Annotated in this window: 15 protein-coding genes and 2 tRNA genes; 11 read left to right on the forward strand and 6 right to left on the reverse strand. The window is 55.6% G+C overall.

Going from position 1 to position 15,585, the window contains the following annotated elements; genetic code table 11:
- Positions 1-44: 44 nt before the first annotated feature.
- The gene (gene rssA / locus JEM67_RS15480; RefSeq protein WP_199636053.1) at positions 45-947 is read right to left on the reverse strand and encodes a patatin-like phospholipase RssA; all 903 of its coding nucleotides are present in this window, start codon (positions 945-947) and stop codon (positions 45-47) included.
- A 146-nt stretch (positions 948-1,093) separates the two neighbouring features.
- On the opposite strand from rssA, the gene JEM67_RS15485 reads away from it, so the two are divergent.
- The 7 genes from JEM67_RS15485 to JEM67_RS15515 all read left to right on the forward strand — a co-directional run bounded on the left by JEM67_RS15485 (position 1,094) and on the right by JEM67_RS15515 (position 5,185).
- Positions 1,094-1,558, forward strand: a complete 465-nt coding sequence (locus JEM67_RS15485) for a YchJ family protein (RefSeq protein WP_199636054.1) — start codon at positions 1,094-1,096, stop codon at positions 1,556-1,558.
- Positions 1,559-1,684: 126 nt separating this feature from the next.
- The gene (gene purU / locus JEM67_RS15490) at positions 1,685-2,533 is read left to right on the forward strand and encodes a formyltetrahydrofolate deformylase (RefSeq protein ID WP_004945352.1); all 849 of its coding nucleotides are present in this window, start codon (positions 1,685-1,687) and stop codon (positions 2,531-2,533) included.
- Positions 2,534-2,812: 279 nt separating this feature from the next.
- Positions 2,813-2,897, forward strand: a tRNA-Tyr gene (locus JEM67_RS15495).
- Between the two features lie 96 nt (positions 2,898-2,993).
- A tRNA-Tyr gene (locus JEM67_RS15500) sits at positions 2,994-3,078 on the forward strand.
- A gap of 180 nt (positions 3,079-3,258) precedes the next feature.
- Entirely contained in the window at positions 3,259-3,831 is a 573-nt protein-coding gene (locus JEM67_RS15505) for a TIGR00730 family Rossman fold protein (RefSeq protein WP_013813216.1), read from the forward strand.
- A 100-nt stretch (positions 3,832-3,931) separates the two neighbouring features.
- A complete protein-coding gene (gene xthA / locus JEM67_RS15510; protein ID WP_199636055.1) occupies positions 3,932-4,738 on the forward strand; it encodes an exodeoxyribonuclease III in 807 nt (268 codons plus the stop codon).
- Positions 4,739-4,783: 45 nt separating this feature from the next.
- A complete protein-coding gene (locus tag JEM67_RS15515; RefSeq protein ID WP_199636056.1) occupies positions 4,784-5,185 on the forward strand; it encodes a pyrimidine (deoxy)nucleoside triphosphate diphosphatase in 402 nt (133 codons plus the stop codon).
- A 17-nt stretch (positions 5,186-5,202) separates the two neighbouring features.
- Here the strand turns inward: JEM67_RS15515 and JEM67_RS15520 are convergent, their stop codons facing one another.
- The 5 genes from JEM67_RS15520 to JEM67_RS15540 all read right to left on the reverse strand — a co-directional run bounded on the left by JEM67_RS15520 (position 5,203) and on the right by JEM67_RS15540 (position 10,285).
- Positions 5,203-5,496: a DUF1496 domain-containing protein gene (locus JEM67_RS15520; protein ID WP_199636057.1), complete on the reverse strand. Its 294-nt coding sequence runs from the start codon at positions 5,494-5,496 to the stop codon at positions 5,203-5,205.
- Entirely contained in the window at positions 5,493-7,418 is a 1,926-nt protein-coding gene (locus tag JEM67_RS15525) for a DNA topoisomerase III (protein ID WP_013813220.1), read from the reverse strand. Before JEM67_RS15525 ends, JEM67_RS15520 begins: the two co-directional genes overlap by 4 nt.
- A complete protein-coding gene (mnmH, locus tag JEM67_RS15530; protein WP_199636104.1) occupies positions 7,418-8,527 on the reverse strand; it encodes a tRNA 2-selenouridine(34) synthase MnmH in 1,110 nt (369 codons plus the stop codon). The genes JEM67_RS15525 and mnmH overlap by 1 nt, the downstream gene beginning before the upstream one ends.
- Positions 8,528-8,535: 8 nt before the next feature.
- Entirely contained in the window at positions 8,536-9,579 is a 1,044-nt protein-coding gene (gene selD, locus JEM67_RS15535) for a selenide, water dikinase SelD (RefSeq protein ID WP_199636058.1), read from the reverse strand.
- Positions 9,580-9,733: 154 nt separating this feature from the next.
- Positions 9,734-10,285 carry an NAD(P)H nitroreductase gene (locus tag JEM67_RS15540; protein ID WP_013813223.1) on the reverse strand — a complete coding sequence of 184 codons (552 nt, stop codon included), beginning with the start codon at positions 10,283-10,285 and terminating at the stop codon, positions 9,734-9,736.
- Between the two features lie 160 nt (positions 10,286-10,445).
- Here JEM67_RS15540 and sppA point away from each other — a divergent pair, with 160 nt between their 5' ends.
- The 4 genes from sppA (at position 10,446) to JEM67_RS15560 (ending at position 15,581) form a co-directional block, all read left to right on the forward strand.
- Complete coding sequence (sppA, locus tag JEM67_RS15545; protein ID WP_199636059.1) at positions 10,446-12,302, forward strand: signal peptide peptidase SppA; 1,857 nt, start codon at positions 10,446-10,448, stop codon at positions 12,300-12,302.
- A gap of 94 nt (positions 12,303-12,396) precedes the next feature.
- Positions 12,397-13,413, forward strand: coding sequence for an asparaginase (ansA, locus tag JEM67_RS15550; protein ID WP_013813225.1), 1,017 nt, complete (start codon positions 12,397-12,399; stop codon positions 13,411-13,413).
- Positions 13,414-13,437: 24 nt separating this feature from the next.
- Positions 13,438-14,070, forward strand: a complete 633-nt coding sequence (gene pncA, locus JEM67_RS15555) for a bifunctional nicotinamidase/pyrazinamidase (RefSeq protein WP_199636060.1) — start codon at positions 13,438-13,440, stop codon at positions 14,068-14,070.
- A 230-nt stretch (positions 14,071-14,300) separates the two neighbouring features.
- Positions 14,301-15,581 carry a glycoside hydrolase family 18 protein gene (locus tag JEM67_RS15560; protein WP_199636061.1) on the forward strand — a complete coding sequence of 427 codons (1,281 nt, stop codon included), beginning with the start codon at positions 14,301-14,303 and terminating at the stop codon, positions 15,579-15,581.
- The last annotated feature ends 4 nt before the right edge of the window (positions 15,582-15,585 follow it).

The raw sequence follows: 15,585 nt of genomic DNA on the forward strand, positions 1-15,585 counted from the left end.
CGGAAAATGTCCCAACCGCACGTTGCCCCCCCTGAAACCGGCAGCTATTTATTTTTTATCAACGGCAACAGCATATCGAGCTGTTTTTGCACCGCCAGCTCGCCGGCTTCAATCGCCTCATTGGCGCGGTGAAAGTCCAGCGTTGAAATTTGCGGGCAGTAGGGTTGAATCAGCACATCAGGCGGATCGCCGGCCATGCGGTTGCGTTTCAAGCGATTCTCCAACACCTGTATCGACGTCCCCATGATTTCCATCGCCGTTGGCGTGAAGTTAGGCTTTCTCAACGTCATCTTGCTAATTCGTTCGCGCAAGCGCCCCCGCCAGTTGCGGGCAGGGAGATCGTTCGGCTCTTCCGCATCATTGCGGACCGAGAACAAATCCTGATGCATCAGATGCGCATCATGTTGCAGGTCAACGGCGATGACGATATCGGCGCCCATCGCGCGGGTTAATGAGATAGGAACCGGGTTAACCACCGCGCCATCTACCAGCCAATAACCGTCGAACCACACCGGCGCCAACAAACCGGGCATGCTGCATGAAGCTCGTACCGCCTGATGAATATCCCCTTTCGTCAACCACAACTCCCGCCCGGTACTCAGATTAGTCGCCACGGCACCGAATTTCAGAGAACACTCGGCAATATCATCGATCTTCAACAACTGCCCCACCGCATTGAACACCCGCTCGCCCCGCAACAGACCGCCCCGCTGCCAGGACAAATCCATCAGCCGAATCACATCCCAATAGCTGAACGAACGCACCCACGTCTCCATGGCCGGCAGACGATGGCTGGCAAATGCGGCACCCACCAGCGCACCAACCGAGCAACCGGCTACTATATCGACCTCAACGCCCAACTTCTTTAGCGCGTTGATGACACCAATATGCGCCCAGCCTTTGGCCGCCCCCGCCCCCAATGCCAGTCCCACTTTAATCTGTCGCATAACGCCTGCCCTTTACCCGGTGAATTGTATCAAACCTGCTGTCAGCGTAGATTGTCACGACCGAATAATGTTAGGTAACATATGCGCTAAATTCATTTCATCATCATTGGCCGTTCTTTTTCGTGCCGGCCATTTTAGGAGTTACCTTGCCTGAATTATGCCCCTGTGGCGGCGGTCTGGAGTATAGCGCATGCTGCGAACCCTACATTAACGGGGTCAGATTCGCACCCACTCCAGGCACGTTAATGCGCTCGCGCTTTACCGCCTACGTGAAACACAATGTTGATTATCTGATCGCCACCTGGCATCCCGATTGCCATGCCGATGAATGGCGCAAGTCCATCGTCGACAGCTTCAAAAGCACCGAGTGGCTTGGTCTGACGGTGGTAGAAGAAAAAGAAGGTCATGATACCGGCGAAGGTTTTGTCGAATTCGTTGCGCGCTTCGTTGACGCCGGCAGCGACGAACACAAGGCGATGCATGAGCGTTCGCGCTTCCTTCAGCTTGACCAACGCTGGTACTATATTGACGGAACCAAACCCCAGCCTGGCAGAAACGCAATTTGCCCCTGTGGTTCAGGTAAAAAATATAAAAAATGCTGCGGGCGTTAGCCGGCTGTCATTGTGTCCCATAGCGTTCATGCCGCAGCCGACCAGGCTGCCGCTTGAAGATGAAGACTATAAAAACTCTCGCCTGCACAGACAGGACGTTCAGTATCAGACAGGATCCTCATTCCCATGCCACACCAAAATGTACAAAGAAAAGTTTTGCGCACCATTTGTCCGGATGCCAAAGGCCTGATCGCCAAGATCACCAACATTTGCTACAAACATGAACTCAACATTGTTCAAAACAATGAGTTTGTTGATCACCGCACCGGGCGTTTCTTTATGCGTACCGAGCTGGAAGGTATCTTCAACGACACCACGCTGCTGGCAGATCTCGACAGCGCGCTGCCGACAGGCTCTGTTCGCGAGCTGCACAACTCCGGCCGTCGCCGCATTGTGGTACTGGTGACCAAAGAAGCGCATTGTCTGGGCGACTTGCTGATGAAAAGCGCCTACGGCGGTCTGGATGTAGAGATCGCCGCGGTTATCGGCAACCACGATACGCTGCAAACGCTGGTCGAACGCTTCGATATTCCGTTCCATCTGGTCAGCCATGAAGGGTTGACGCGCGACCAGCACGATCAAAAAATGGTGGCTCAGATCGATCAATATCAGCCGGATTACGTGGTACTGGCCAAATATATGCGCGTACTGACCCCGGCATTTGTTCAGCACTACCCGAACCAGGTGATCAATATCCACCATTCGTTCCTGCCGGCCTTTATTGGCGCGCGGCCTTACCATCAGGCTTACGAACGCGGGGTAAAAATCATCGGCGCTACCGCACACTACGTTAACGATAATCTGGACGAAGGCCCAATCATCATGCAGGAGGTGATTCATGTTGATCACACCTATTCTGCTGAAGATATGATGCGTGCCGGGCGTGACGTAGAGAAAAACGCGCTCAGCCGCGCGCTGTATCATGTGTTGGCGCAGCGGGTATTTGTTTACGGTAACCGCACGGTTATTCTGTAACGGCTCAATATATCCGATAAATTTCAAGTTGCCGCCAGGTGCCAACTCGCTCACCCCAGAGGGGCGAATATTTCCCCCTGGGGTGAGCAAGCTCCGCCAAAAACGCGACTGCTTGAAAGGTTAGGGGTATAAAACGGGACCTTTCGTTCAGGAATGCACCGTCACGGGCAAAAAATCGGCAAACGATTCATTTTCTGCATTTCAATACTTTACACACGCGCTTCATTTGATATGATGCGCCCCGCTTACCGAGACAGACGTTTCGCAAGCTAGGCCAGTGGTGGGGTTCCCGAGCGGCCAAAGGGAGCAGACTGTAAATCTGCCGTCACAGACTTCGAAGGTTCGAATCCTTCCCCCACCACCATCTTCTCTCTGCAAAGAGTGAAGTTGCAGTAAAGAAACCGGCCAGGTTTCTTCCGGGCAAAACCGGAACGACAATTTGTAAATCCATGAATATCATGGTGGGGTTCCCGAGCGGCCAAAGGGAGCAGACTGTAAATCTGCCGTCACAGACTTCGAAGGTTCGAATCCTTCCCCCACCACCATCCTTGTAAACATCCCCCTTAATGTAAATCAAACTCAGCCGTAGCCTGTCATATCACTAATCAAAATAGTTGCACGTCACATTTATCAGTTACCTTAACCATTCACCTCACGCTCAGCTTGAACTCCAGTCAACAATTCGCTATACCACTGACTTCTTTAATGCAGTAAGGAAAAAGTGCATGCGTAACAATATCTGCGTTTTTTGTGGTGCCAGCGAAGGCGCTAACCCTGCTTATGCCGATAATGCCCGGCAATTGGGCCGGACGCTTGCCACCCAGGGCAGACGCCTGATCTATGGTGGCGGTAAAAAAGGGTTAATGGGCATTGTGGCGGACGCAGTGCTTGAGGCCGGTGGTGAAGCCGTGGGCATCATTCCTGAACGGCTGGTAGCAGCAGAAACCGCACATCGTGGCCTGACCGAATTGGAAGTCGTGCCTGACATGCACACCCGCAAAGCGCGGATGGCGGCACTGGCGGACGGTTTTATCGCCCTGCCTGGCGGTATCGGTACTTTGGAAGAGCTGTTCGAGATCTGGACTTGGGGCCAGATCGGTTATCACAGTAAGCCGGTTGGCCTGCTGGATGTGAACGGGTTCTATCGTCCGTTAAACAATTTCCTGCAGCATGTAGCCGATCAGGGTTTTATGCGCCATGACTACCTCGGCACTCTGCACCTCAGCGAATCACCGCATACCCTGCTGCAACAATTCGACGATTACCAACCGAAGAATTACGATCGCTGGGCAAAATAATCCCACTCCGCTGGCGGCAAGTGCCGCCGGCCTGCGTTACATTTCCGGCCAAACTCTGCTACTATCTCAACACATTTTTCTCGCGAAAACGGCACCGCTCATGAAGTTTGTCTCTTTCAATATCAATGGACTGCGCGCGCGTCCGCATCAACTGTCCGCAATTATCGAACAGCACCAACCCGACGTGATTGGCCTGCAGGAAACCAAAGTTCACGATGACATGTTCCCACTGGAAGAAGTCAACCAGCATGGTTATCACGTGTTCTATCACGGCCAAAAAGGCCACTACGGCGTCGCATTGCTGACTAAAGATAAGCCGATTGCCGTACGCCGCGGATTCCCTACCGACGATGGCGACGCACAGCGCCGCATCATCATGGCCGATCTGGCCACACCTCAAGGCACATTGACCGTAATTAATGGCTATTTCCCGCAGGGAGAAAGCCGTGACCATCCGACCAAGTTCCCGGCCAAATCACGCTTCTATCAGGATCTGCAGAACTACCTGGAGCAGCAACTGTCCGTGGAATCGCCGGTGCTGGTGATGGGCGACGTAAATATCAGCCCAAGTGATTACGATATCGGGATCGGTGAAGAAAGCCGTAAACGCTGGTTGCGCACCGGCAAGTGTTCCTTCTTGCCGGAAGAGCGTGAATGGATGGACCGCTTGCTGAGCTGGGGCCTGGTAGATACCTACCGCCATGCCAACCCCGAGCGCAACGATGAATTCTCGTGGTTTGACTACCGCTCACGAGGGTTCGATGAAAACCGGGGTCTGCGTATCGATCTGCTGCTGGCCAGCACGTCGCTGGCGGCGCGTTGCACCGCAACCGGCATCGATTACCAGATCCGCGGGATGGAAAAACCGTCGGATCACGCCCCGGTCTGGGCAGAATTCTCGCTGTAATTCCTCCAACCCCGGCAATTGCCGGGGTTTCACTCTGTGGTACGCATGAAAATTATCGACGTCGTCGCCGCCATCATTGAAAAGAATGGCAAAATTTTACTGGCTCAACGCGATGCAAACAGCGATCAGGCCGGATTGTGGGAGTTTCCCGGCGGTAAGGTCGAGGAAGGCGAAAGCCAGCCGCAGGCGCTGGCACGTGAACTGGATGAAGAGTTGGGGATTATGGCGAGCGTAGGGAATTACGTCGCCAGCAACCAGTGGCAACACAACGAACGCATTATCCGGCTGCATGCCTGGCGTATTGAAGCATTCAGCGGCGAATTACAGAATCGCTGCCATTCCGATTTTGTCTGGCTAGAACCGGATCGGGCGTTCGACTATGCCCTGGCCCCGGCGGATGTGCCGCTGTTAGCGGCCTATATGGCTTCTTTGCCGCCCACGAGCTAAACGGTAACGTTACCTTGTCACTTTTTCAAGCGGATCCAGACCAACGGATTAGTGCCAACCACGTTGGGATCACGAGTACATTGCAGCACTTCCCCTTCGACCTTGAGCACTGCCCCTTCAGAATAGTGTTGATCCTGATAAATGCAGCACCGGCTGCAAGGCTGTGCTGCCGGCTGGGCGGCGGCGTCTTTCGCCGTGCCCCAGATTTCCGGCGCCACCGGCAACACCACATCCACATCACCACGATTGGCCGCCGCCGCAGTGGAAAACAACAGCCCACCTGCGGCCAGCATCAGTAACCCATGATTCACTCGCTTTTCTCCCGCGCCTTGCCGGCGCTTTTCTTGCGTTTTTTTGCCCCGGCGGAAGGCGACGGCGGCAACCCGCGAAACGCCATACTCGCCCGGCTTTGCTTGGCCTGATAAATCAGCTCCTGCAAAGTGCCTACCAAGGGTTGCATAAAGTCCTGATAGCGGCAGGATTTTTCACTGATTTGCGTCAGTGTAGCCTCCCAGTTGGCCGTCATATCAGGGCGAGCGGCAATATCCGGCAGCGAATGGATCAACGCCCGGCCGGTTTCGCTGGAATGAATATAGCGTCCTTTCTTGTACAAAAACGCCCGCTTGAACAGCAACTCAATGATGCCCGCACGCGTCGCCTCGGTACCTAAACCATCGGTCGCTCGCAGGATTTTCTTTAGCGCTTTATCTTGTACGAAACGCGCTATGCCGGTCATAGCAGAAAGCAGACTGGCATCGGTGAAAGGCCGCGGAGGCTGAGTCTGGCGTTCCACCACCTCACCACGTTCGCACAATAGCTCATCATCTTTCGCCACCACCGGCAGCGGAGAACCTTCATTTTCTTCATCGCGCTCTTTGCTGCCCAGCAGCGTCCGCCAGCCCGCTTCGGCCAGGAAACGCGCTTTGGCAACGAATTTTCCCCCGGCAATATCCAGTTCAATCACGCATTTGCGGAACATGGCATCCGGGCAAAACTGCATCAGGTACTGGCGCGCCACCAACCCGTAGACGTTCAGCTCGTCCTGGCTGAGGCTCACTTTGCTGGCGCGGGCAGTGGGAATAATGGCATGGTGGGCATCAACTTTTTTATCGTCCCAACAACGGTTGCGACGATCGCTGTCGATCACCGGCTGCGGGTAAAGATCCGGCTGATGTGCGCTGATCGCGTTAAGCACCGCGTGACGCCCGGCGAAATGTTCTTCCGGCAGGTAGCGGCAGTCGGAACGCGGATAGGTGATCAATTTATGCGTTTCATACAACCGCTGGCAGATATCCAGCACCTGCTGCGCACTCAGGTTGAAACGTTTGGAAGCCTCAATTTGCAGCGTCGAGAGCGAAAACGGCAGCGGCGCGGTATCTGATTCCCGTTTATCATTATAAGACGTGACCAGCGCCGGCTGGCCCTCGATGCGTTTAAGCACGTGCTCCGCCAGCGGCCGGTGCAGCAAACGCCCTTCTTCATCCTGATAAGGTTCACAAGAGTCACTCGGCTGCCAAAGCGCGACAAAGCGCTCTTCCTTTGGCGTCACGATGTGCGCTTTAACTTCAAAGAAGTCTTTTGGCACAAAGTTTTCAATTTCTTCATCACGCCGCACGACTAACCCCAACACCGGCGTTTGCACCCGCCCAACGGACAACACGCCGTCGTAGCCGGCATTTCGCCCTAAAATGGTATAGGCGCGGGTCATGTTGATGCCATACAGCCAGTCAGCGCGGGAACGCGCCAGCGCAGAGACGCACAGCGGGATAAAGTCGCGGTTGTCACGCAGCCGATCGATAGCGCGCTCCACCGCCTGCGGGTTGAGATCGTTAATCAAGCAACGGCGTACGCTGTGACGTTTTTCCGGTGTCAGCGCCAGATAGTCCAGCACTTCGTCCACAAGCAATTGTCCTTCGCGATCCGGGTCACCCGCATGCACTACCTCGTCAGCGTCATGTAATAGCTTTTTAATCGCATTAAGCTGTTTACTGACCGAGGGACGCGGCTGCAGTTGCCACTTTTCGGGGATAATGGGCAGATCCGCCAGCGACCAGCGCGCATAGCGGCTATCGTAGGCATCCGGCTGCGCCTGCTCTAGTAAATGGCCCACACACCAGGTGACCACATCATTGTTGCCACAGGCAATAAACCCGTCACCGCGGCGATGCGGTTTGGGAAGAACGTCGGCAATGGCGCGCGCCAAACTCGGTTTCTCGGCAATAAACAGTCGCATTATTCACCGTTATTCTGGCTGTACGTCATCAGGAATTCTCTTACTTCAGCATAATTCCCGCGGAAGACAATCCGCCGGGATTTCTTTTCCAATTGATAGTGATACATCGGATCATAGTAGTACTGCAACAACGGCACCAGCCACTCCTGATGCGCGTCACTATTACCGCTGACATGCTGGAATTGTAACGCCCATTCCAGCCGCTGCGTCAGCAGTTGGAATCGTTCCATTCCCAGGCGACGACGAATGGCGAACAGGCCGTGATGCAGATACTCAGCGTATTTCTGCCAGCCCAGCTCCGCGCCGTAGGTCTGTTCAAACCCCATGCGCATGCGAACGATATATTCATCCTGCAACCTCGCCAGACGCACCTCAAAGGGAGCGTCAATAACGGCCACCGACGCTTGCTGCATGCGGTTGAAGATCGGTAGCGGCAGATTATTGCTGCCGATAATGCGCCCTTCATCCTCCAGTATCCAACGGCGGCAGCCACCATGCTGTTTTTTCAGCAATAACACAGCCAGACGATTCTCAAAATCAATCTGTGAGCTCTGCGCCACCAGCGTTCGGCCAAAAGATGAACCGCGGTGGCGCGCTGCGCCTTCCAGATCGATGCCCTCTGCCAACTCATTGACCAACAGTGTTTTACCGCTGCCGGTGTTGCCGCCGACCAGCACCATGGGCAATTTGGCGCTCTGTTCCAGCGTGCCGAGCAGGAAATGACGCAGCGCCTTGTAGCCGCCGCTGATACGCGGGTACACCACCCCAGCCTCACGCAGCCACTGCTGTACCAGTTGTGAACGCAACCCACCACGGAAACAATAGATATACCCTTCCGGCCATTGGGCACACTGTGCCAGCCAGGCCGCCGTGCGCTGCTCACGCAACCTGCCGTTTACCAAACTGTGGCCCAGCGCTAACGCCGCATGCTGCCCCTGCTGTTTGTAGCAGGTGCCCACCGCCTGCCGCTCGCTGTCATTCATTAGCGGCAGATTCAGCGCATTGGCGAAGGCGCCCTGTTGGAACTCAACCGGTGCTCGCACATCAATCAGCGGAATATCCTGCAAAAAAATACGACGATAGTCGTGGGTGTCGGCCAGTGGCGGCATAGGTGACACTACGCAACCTCAATCAGTGGCTTGCCAGACGTTGCAGTATGCAGTTCACCGATGGCGGTGAGCTGAATACCGTGGCGTTCGGCAATCGCCAGCACCTGTTGTTCTGCTTCAGGAAGCACCGCCAGCAGCAGGCCACCGGAAGTTTGCGGATCGCACAATAATTGGCGCTGCAGATCGGTCATGTCACCAATCAGGTGGCCGTAGCTGTCAAAGTTACGCCCAGTGCCGCCCGGCACACAGCCTTCGGCAATGTAGCGTTCGACATCCGGCAGTTTCGGCACCTGATCAAACCATAACGTCGCCTGCAAACCTGAACCCTGACAAACTTCGCTCAGGTGGCCCAGCAACCCGAAACCGGTGACGTCGGTCATCGCCGTCACGCCGGCGACCTCGGCAAAATCCGCCCCCGGTTTGTTCAGTTGACACATCACCTCCGTCGCCAAGCCTGCATGTTCAGGGCGCAGTTTGCTTTTCTTCTCGGCGGTGGTCAGCACGCCAATACCCAGCGGCTTGGTAAGGAATAATTGGGTGCCGGCTTGCGCAGCGCTATTTTTCTTTACCCGGTCGGTATTGACTATGCCGGTTACCGCCAGGCCAAAAATGGGTTCGGGGGCATCAATCGAGTGACCACCAGCCAGTGCAATACCCGCCTGCTGGCAGGCGTAGCGTCCGCCGTCAATGACCTGCTGCGCCACTTCCGGCGGCAGTGTGGCGATCGGCCAGCCGAGAATGGCTATCGCCATGATCGGTTTGCCGCCCATGGCATAGACGTCGCTGATGGCGTTGGTGGCGGCGATACGGCCAAAATCGAACGGGTTGTCGACGATCGGCATAAAGAAGTCAGTGGTACTAATGATGCCAACGCCGTTGCCGATGTCATACACCGCTGCATCGTCACGGGTCTCATTGCCAACCAGCAAGCGCGGATCGACAAACTTTTCCCGCTCGCTGTGCAGAATGGTTTCGAGAACTTTCGGTGAGATTTTGCAGCCGCAGCCGGCACCATGGCTGTACTGGGTCAAACGGATCGCTGGCGATGTCATATACCACTCCCTTCGGTTAACGGCATTCAAGATATCATAGGGTAGCGCTTGCCGACGGGATTGATAAGAGCGGGCTGCCGATAACCGTACAGCCTGCTCAGAAACAACGCAGAATTGCGGGATTCGGCGCATTTTCGCGCAACCCCGCAGGGGATCAGAAGTAACTGACGAACGGTGTGCTGTCGGGGGCGACAACGTTAGTAGCGGCTTTCAACTGTGGCGTGCCCAGATAGAGGAAACCGACGATTTCGTCTTGCTCACGGCAACCAAAGGCTTCGCGCACCAGCGGGTGTTCGGTCCAGGCACCCGTGCGCCAGATCCCGTTGAAGCCCTGCGCCAGAGCGGCCATCTGCATCGCCTGTACCGCACAACCGGCAGAAACCACCTGCTCCCAACGTGGCACCTTGGTGTCTTCGTTGCAATGCGCCACCACCGTGATGATAAGCGGGGCGCGGAACGGCGCCTTTGTGGCCTTTTCTACCGCAGCGTCGTCCAGTTGGTCCTGTTTCGCAGCAGTTTGTAACAATTGGCTGAAACGCTCCAGACCCTGATTCTCGATCATCACAAAGCGCCACGGCTGCAGCGCACCGTGATCGGGCGCACGAAGGCCCGCATTGATGATATTCTGGCGAATATCCCCCGTTGGCGCTGGGGCCGCGAGGCGTGATGCAGAACGGCGATTCAGTAAAAGATCCAGTGCATCCATCGTAAACTCCCAATAACAATTTTCATTACGATCACGTTAACATAGCTCAACGGTGAGTTACAGCCTCGGCAATAGCCCCCGTGACTCACGATTTAAAGCTGACTTTTCTTCGGCCGCTCATTAGGATAGCGGGACATTCTCGACTCTTGTTGGAGAGCACATGCGCACATTGTGGCAAATCATTGCCGGTGTTTTCAGGTGGACATGGCGTCTGCTGAACTTTATCAGGGAACTGATCCTTAATCTGTTCTTGGTGTTGCTGATCCTGGTTGGGGTCGGTATTTATCTTTCATTCCAGAGCTCCACTACCCCTGCCGTCCCGACGAGCGGTGCGCTGCTGGTTGATTTGAGCGGCGTGGTCGTTGACCAACCGTCAATGAACAACAAAGTACGCCAGTGGGGCCGCGAACTGTTAGGCGCTTCCAGTAACCGTTTGCAGGAAAACTCGCTGTTCGACGTGGTCGACAGCATCCGCAAGGCCAAAGACGATAAAAACATTACCGGCATGGTATTGCAGTTGAATGACTTTGCCGGCGCCGATCAGCCTTCGCTGCAGTACATCGGTAAAGCACTGCGCGAATTCCGCGATAGCGGTAAACCGATCTTCGCCATCGGCGACAGCTATAACCAGACGCAATATTATCTGGCCAGCTACGCCAACAAGGTTTACCTGTCGCCGCAGGGCGCGGTCGATCTGCACGGTTTTGCCACCAACAACCTTTACTACAAATCGCTGTTGGAAAAACTCAAGGTCACTACCAATATCTTCCGCGTCGGCACCTACAAGTCAGCCGTGGAGCCCCTGATCCGCGACGATATGTCACCGGCGGCGCGCGAAGCCGACAGCCGTTGGATCGGCGGGCTGTGGCAAAACTATCTGGATACCGTGGCGGCCAACCGTCAGATCACTCCGCAGCAGCTGTTCCCGGGCGCGGCAGGTGTACTGACCGGCTTGCAGGCGGCCGGAGGGGATACTGCCAAATTTGCGCTGGACAGCAAATTGGTGGATGAACTGGCGTCACGCACTGTCATCGAGAATCAACTGATCAAAACCTTCGGTTGGGATAAACAGGCGAATGATTTCAACGCCACCAGCATCTACGATTATCAGCCAAAACCAACGCCGGATCAGGGCGGCAAAATCGCCGTGGTGTTTGCTAATGGCGCAATCATGGATGGCCCGCAAACGCCGGGCGCCGTTGGGGGTGATACTACCGCTGCGGAGCTGCGCCAGGCTCGTCTTGACCCGGCAATCAAAGCGGTGGTGTTCCGCGTGAACAGCCCAGGGGGCAGCGTCAGCGCCTCCGAAGTGATCCGTTCTGAACTGGCTGCAGTGCGTGCCGCAGGCAAACCTGTGGTGGTGTCGATGGGTGGCATGGCGGCCTCTGGCGGCTATTGGGTCTCTACGCCCGCGGACTACATCATCGCCAGCCCGAGCACCCTTACCGGTTCTATCGGCATCTTCGGGGTAATCAATACCTACGAGCAAACGCTGGACAGCATCGGCGTGCATACCGACGGTGTCGCAACTTCGCCGCTGGCGGATCTCGCCGTGACCAAGGCGCTGCCGCCGGAGTTCTCGCAAATGATGCAGTTGAATATCGAGAACGGGTATAAGAACTTTATCGATCTGGTTGCCAAATCGCGCAAAATGACGCCGCAACAGGTCGATCAGATAGCTCAAGGCCACGTGTGGCTTGGCAGTGACGCCAAAGCCAATGGCCTGGTCGATCAGTTGGGCGATTTCGACGATGCGGTGAAGAAAGCCGCCGAGTTGGCGAAGCTGAAACAGTGGCAGCTTAACTGGTTTGTCGATACCCCAAGTCTGACCGACATGGTGCTCAGCCAGTTTGGCGTGTCTATTCACGCCATGTTGCCGGCGGCCATTCAGTCGATGCTGCCTGCTCCACTGGCATCCGTCGCCATGGCGGTGAAAGAACAACCTGGATTGTTCAATAATCTGAACGATCCGCAAAACCGCTATGCCATCTGTTTGACCTGCGGAGAAGTCCGCTAACAAAATAATCCTGAGCCCGGCACACGCCGGGCTTTTTTTCTGCCGTTATCCCCCTATAATTCAGCCCATCTTATTTTCTGTTAAAACAATTACTATGCAAAAAAAATCCATTTACGTCGCCTACACCGGCGGGACCATCGGCATGCAACGCTCTGAACAGGGCTACATTCCGGTTTCCGGCCACCTGCAACGCCAACTGGCGCTGATGCCCGAGTTTCACCGGCCGGAAATGCCGGACTTCACCATTCATGAATACGCACCGCTGATCGACTCTTCAGACATGACGCCGGAAGATTGGCAGCACATCGCCGACGACATCAAACGGAATTACGATAGCTATGACGGCTTCGTCATTCTGCACGGCACCGACACCATGGCCTTCACCGCTTCAGCGTTGTCGTTCATGCTGGAAAATCTGGACAAACCGGTGATCGTGACCGGCTCGCAAATCCCGCTGGCAGAACTGCGCTCAGATGGCCAAACCAACCTGCTGAACTCGCTCTATCTGGCCGCCAATCATCCGGTAAATGAAGTCAGCCTGTTCTTCAACAACAAACTGTTTCGCGGTAATCGCACCACCAAAGCGCATGCAGACGGTTTCGACGCCTTTGCTTCACCCAATCTGCCGCCGCTGCTGGAAGCCGGGATTCACATCCGCCGCCAGAACGGCATCGACAGCCCGGTTTGCAACGGCGAACTGCAGGTTCACAACATCACGCCGCAACCTATCGGCGTGGTAACGATTTATCCGGGGATTTCCGGCGCTGTGGTGCGCAACTTCCTTCTGCAACCGGTGAAAGCACTGATTCTGCGTTCTTATGGCGTGGGCAATGCGCCGCAAAAAGCGGAGCTTGTCGATGAATTACGCGATGCGTCCGAACGCGGTATCGTGGTGGTGAACCTGACCCAATGCATCTCAGGCCGGGTGAACATGGAAGGTTATGCTACCGGTAATGCCTTGGCCCATGCAGGGGTCATCAGCGGCTTTGACATGACCGTCGAAGCGGCGTTGACTAAACTGCATTATTTGCTGAGCCAACCGCTGACGCCGGAACAAATCCGCAGTCAGATGCAGCAAAATCTGCGCGGCGAGCTGAGCATTACGGGCTAACCCTGCCCAGATTACGGAGCCGAGATGAAAACAGCCCTGTTGTTAATCGACTTGCAAAATGATTTTTGCCCCGGTGGCGCGTTGGCGGTGACGGAAGGCGATGCCACCGTTATCGCCGCCAATCAGGCGATTGCCGCCTGCGTGGCGCGCGGTGAACCGGTGGTCGCTTGCCAGGACTGGCACCCCGCCAATCACCGCAGCTTTGCGGTGAATTCAGGGACTGAGGTCAACACGCAAGGTGAGCTGGAAGGATTGCCGCAGGTGTGGTGGCCGGTGCACTGCGTGCAGGAAAGCCCAGGGGCGCAATTGCATCCGCAGTTGCACCGACAGGCCATTGCCGAGGTATTCCGTAAAGGCCAAAACCCGGATATCGACAGCTACAGCGCCTTTTTTGACAACGGCCACCGAGCGCAAACCGCGCTGGACAGTTGGCTGAGGGCGCAGGGCATCACTCATCTGGCTATCATGGGGTTGGCGACCGATTACTGCGTGAAGTTCAGCGTTCTGGATGCACTGGAGCTGGGATATGTGACCTCAGTGATTACCGACGGCTGCCGCGGCGTCGATTTACAGCCAGGTGACAGCCCAAAAGCGTTCCAGGCAATGGAATTGGCCGGAGCACAACTCGTTACCCTGTCACAATTCATCGCACATTGATTCCATTGGGCGCCCACGCGCCCGCTTCCTCTCCCCGCGCAAATCTCGACATCGCTCACATTCCAACCATTCTCCCGTGATTACATCTTGTTCCCAGACGTCGCTTTTGCTGTTATGGCCGCTGATGCCTTCGCATCAATCGGTTATACGCATCCGGGGCCCTTTTGAGCCCGGCTTTATGTTGCCGCCTCAGGCGGTTTCGGTCGGCCTTGCCGACCAAAGGAGATAACATGGCATTACCCCGTAAACTGCTGCCTTTGCTGGTAGCGGTGCAGTTAGGCATGGCCGGAGCCGGCATGGCTCACGCGGCGTCTTACCTGTCCGTCGGTTATTTTAACGGCGGCGGCGACGTCACTGCCGGCCCCGGTGGCGATATCAACAAACTGGACGTTACCCAAATCACCCACCTCAACTACTCTTTCGGCCTGATTTACAACAACGAGAAAGAGGAAAACAATCCGGCGCTGAAAGACCCGGCACGTCTGCATCAAATCTATTTATCGCCGAAGGTTGAGGCCGATCTGAAACTGTTGCCAGTATTGCGTAAGCAAAACCCAGAGCTGAAGGTGCTGCTTTCCGTTGGCGGTTGGGGAGCACGCGGTTTTTCCGGCGCCGCCGCCACACCGGAAAGCCGGGCGATCTTTATCCGTTCGGTACAACAGGTGATTAAACAATTTCACCTCGACGGCATCGATCTCGACTGGGAATATCCGGTCAACGGCGCCTGGGGCCTGGTCGAAAGCCAACCGTCGGACCGCGCCAACTTCACCCTGCTGCTGGGGGAACTGCATAAAGCACTGGATCAAGGCAAATTGCTGACCATCGCCGTCGGCGCCAACGCAAAAAGTCCGCAGGAATGGGTAGACGTGAAAGCCATTGCGCCCTATCTCGATTACATCAACCTGATGACCTACGACATGGCGTATGGCACCCAGTATTTCAATTCCAACCTGTATGATTCTAAACAGTGGCCAACCGTCGCCGCCGCCGATCGTTACAGCGCCAATTTCGTGGTGGATAACTACCTGGCAGCCGGTCTGAAACCCGCACAGTTGAATCTGGGCATCGGCTTTTATGGCCGGGTACCTAAACGGGCTACGGAACCAGGTATCGATTGGGATAAACCGGATGCGGCTAAAAATCCGGTTACCCAACCCTATTTCACCGCACGTGAAACCGCCGTATTCAAATCGCTGGGGCTGGATCTGACCAAAGACAGTTATTTCAAGTACAACGATATCGTCAGCAAACTGCTGAACGACCCGCAACGGCGCTTCAGCGCCCATTGGGATAGCGACGCCAAGGTCCCCTACCTGACCCTGCAATCCGCCGAGGGCAAACCGTTGTTTGCTATTTCGTATGAGAACCCGCGTTCGGTCGCGATCAAGGCTGACTACATTAAAAGCAAGAGGCTGGGCGGCGCCATGTTCTGGGAGTATGGCGCAGACGACAACAACCGACTGGCACACCAGTTGGCGGAATCATTGGGGATAAACGGCGGGAAACGCTAAACCA

This window comes from Serratia sp. PAMC26656 (assembly GCF_016469055.2).
Classification (GTDB): Bacteria; Pseudomonadota; Gammaproteobacteria; order Enterobacterales; family Enterobacteriaceae; genus Serratia; species Serratia plymuthica.

Bases quoted from the DNA above. Each gene is read 5' to 3' on its own strand.
- rssA (WP_199636053.1), bottom strand. From the start codon at position 947: ATGCGACAGATTAAAGTGGGACTGGCATTGGGGGCGGGGGCGGCCAAA.
- purU (WP_004945352.1), top strand. From the start codon at position 1,685: ATGCCACACCAAAATGTACAAAGAAAAGTTTTGCGCACCATTTGTCCG.
- JEM67_RS15505 (WP_013813216.1), top strand. From the start codon at position 3,259: ATGCGTAACAATATCTGCGTTTTTTGTGGTGCCAGCGAAGGCGCTAAC.
- xthA (WP_199636055.1), top strand. From the start codon at position 3,932: ATGAAGTTTGTCTCTTTCAATATCAATGGACTGCGCGCGCGTCCGCAT.
- JEM67_RS15515 (WP_199636056.1), top strand. From the start codon at position 4,784: ATGAAAATTATCGACGTCGTCGCCGCCATCATTGAAAAGAATGGCAAA.
- JEM67_RS15525 (WP_013813220.1), bottom strand. From the start codon at position 7,418: ATGCGACTGTTTATTGCCGAGAAACCGAGTTTGGCGCGCGCCATTGCC.
- mnmH (WP_199636104.1), bottom strand. From the start codon at position 8,527: ATGCCGCCACTGGCCGACACCCACGACTATCGTCGTATTTTTTTGCAG.
- selD (WP_199636058.1), bottom strand. From the start codon at position 9,579: ATGACATCGCCAGCGATCCGTTTGACCCAGTACAGCCATGGTGCCGGC.
- JEM67_RS15540 (WP_013813223.1), bottom strand. From the start codon at position 10,285: ATGGATGCACTGGATCTTTTACTGAATCGCCGTTCTGCATCACGCCTC.
- sppA (WP_199636059.1), top strand. From the start codon at position 10,446: ATGCGCACATTGTGGCAAATCATTGCCGGTGTTTTCAGGTGGACATGG.
- ansA (WP_013813225.1), top strand. From the start codon at position 12,397: ATGCAAAAAAAATCCATTTACGTCGCCTACACCGGCGGGACCATCGGC.
- pncA (WP_199636060.1), top strand. From the start codon at position 13,438: ATGAAAACAGCCCTGTTGTTAATCGACTTGCAAAATGATTTTTGCCCC.
- JEM67_RS15560 (WP_199636061.1), top strand. From the start codon at position 14,301: ATGGCATTACCCCGTAAACTGCTGCCTTTGCTGGTAGCGGTGCAGTTA.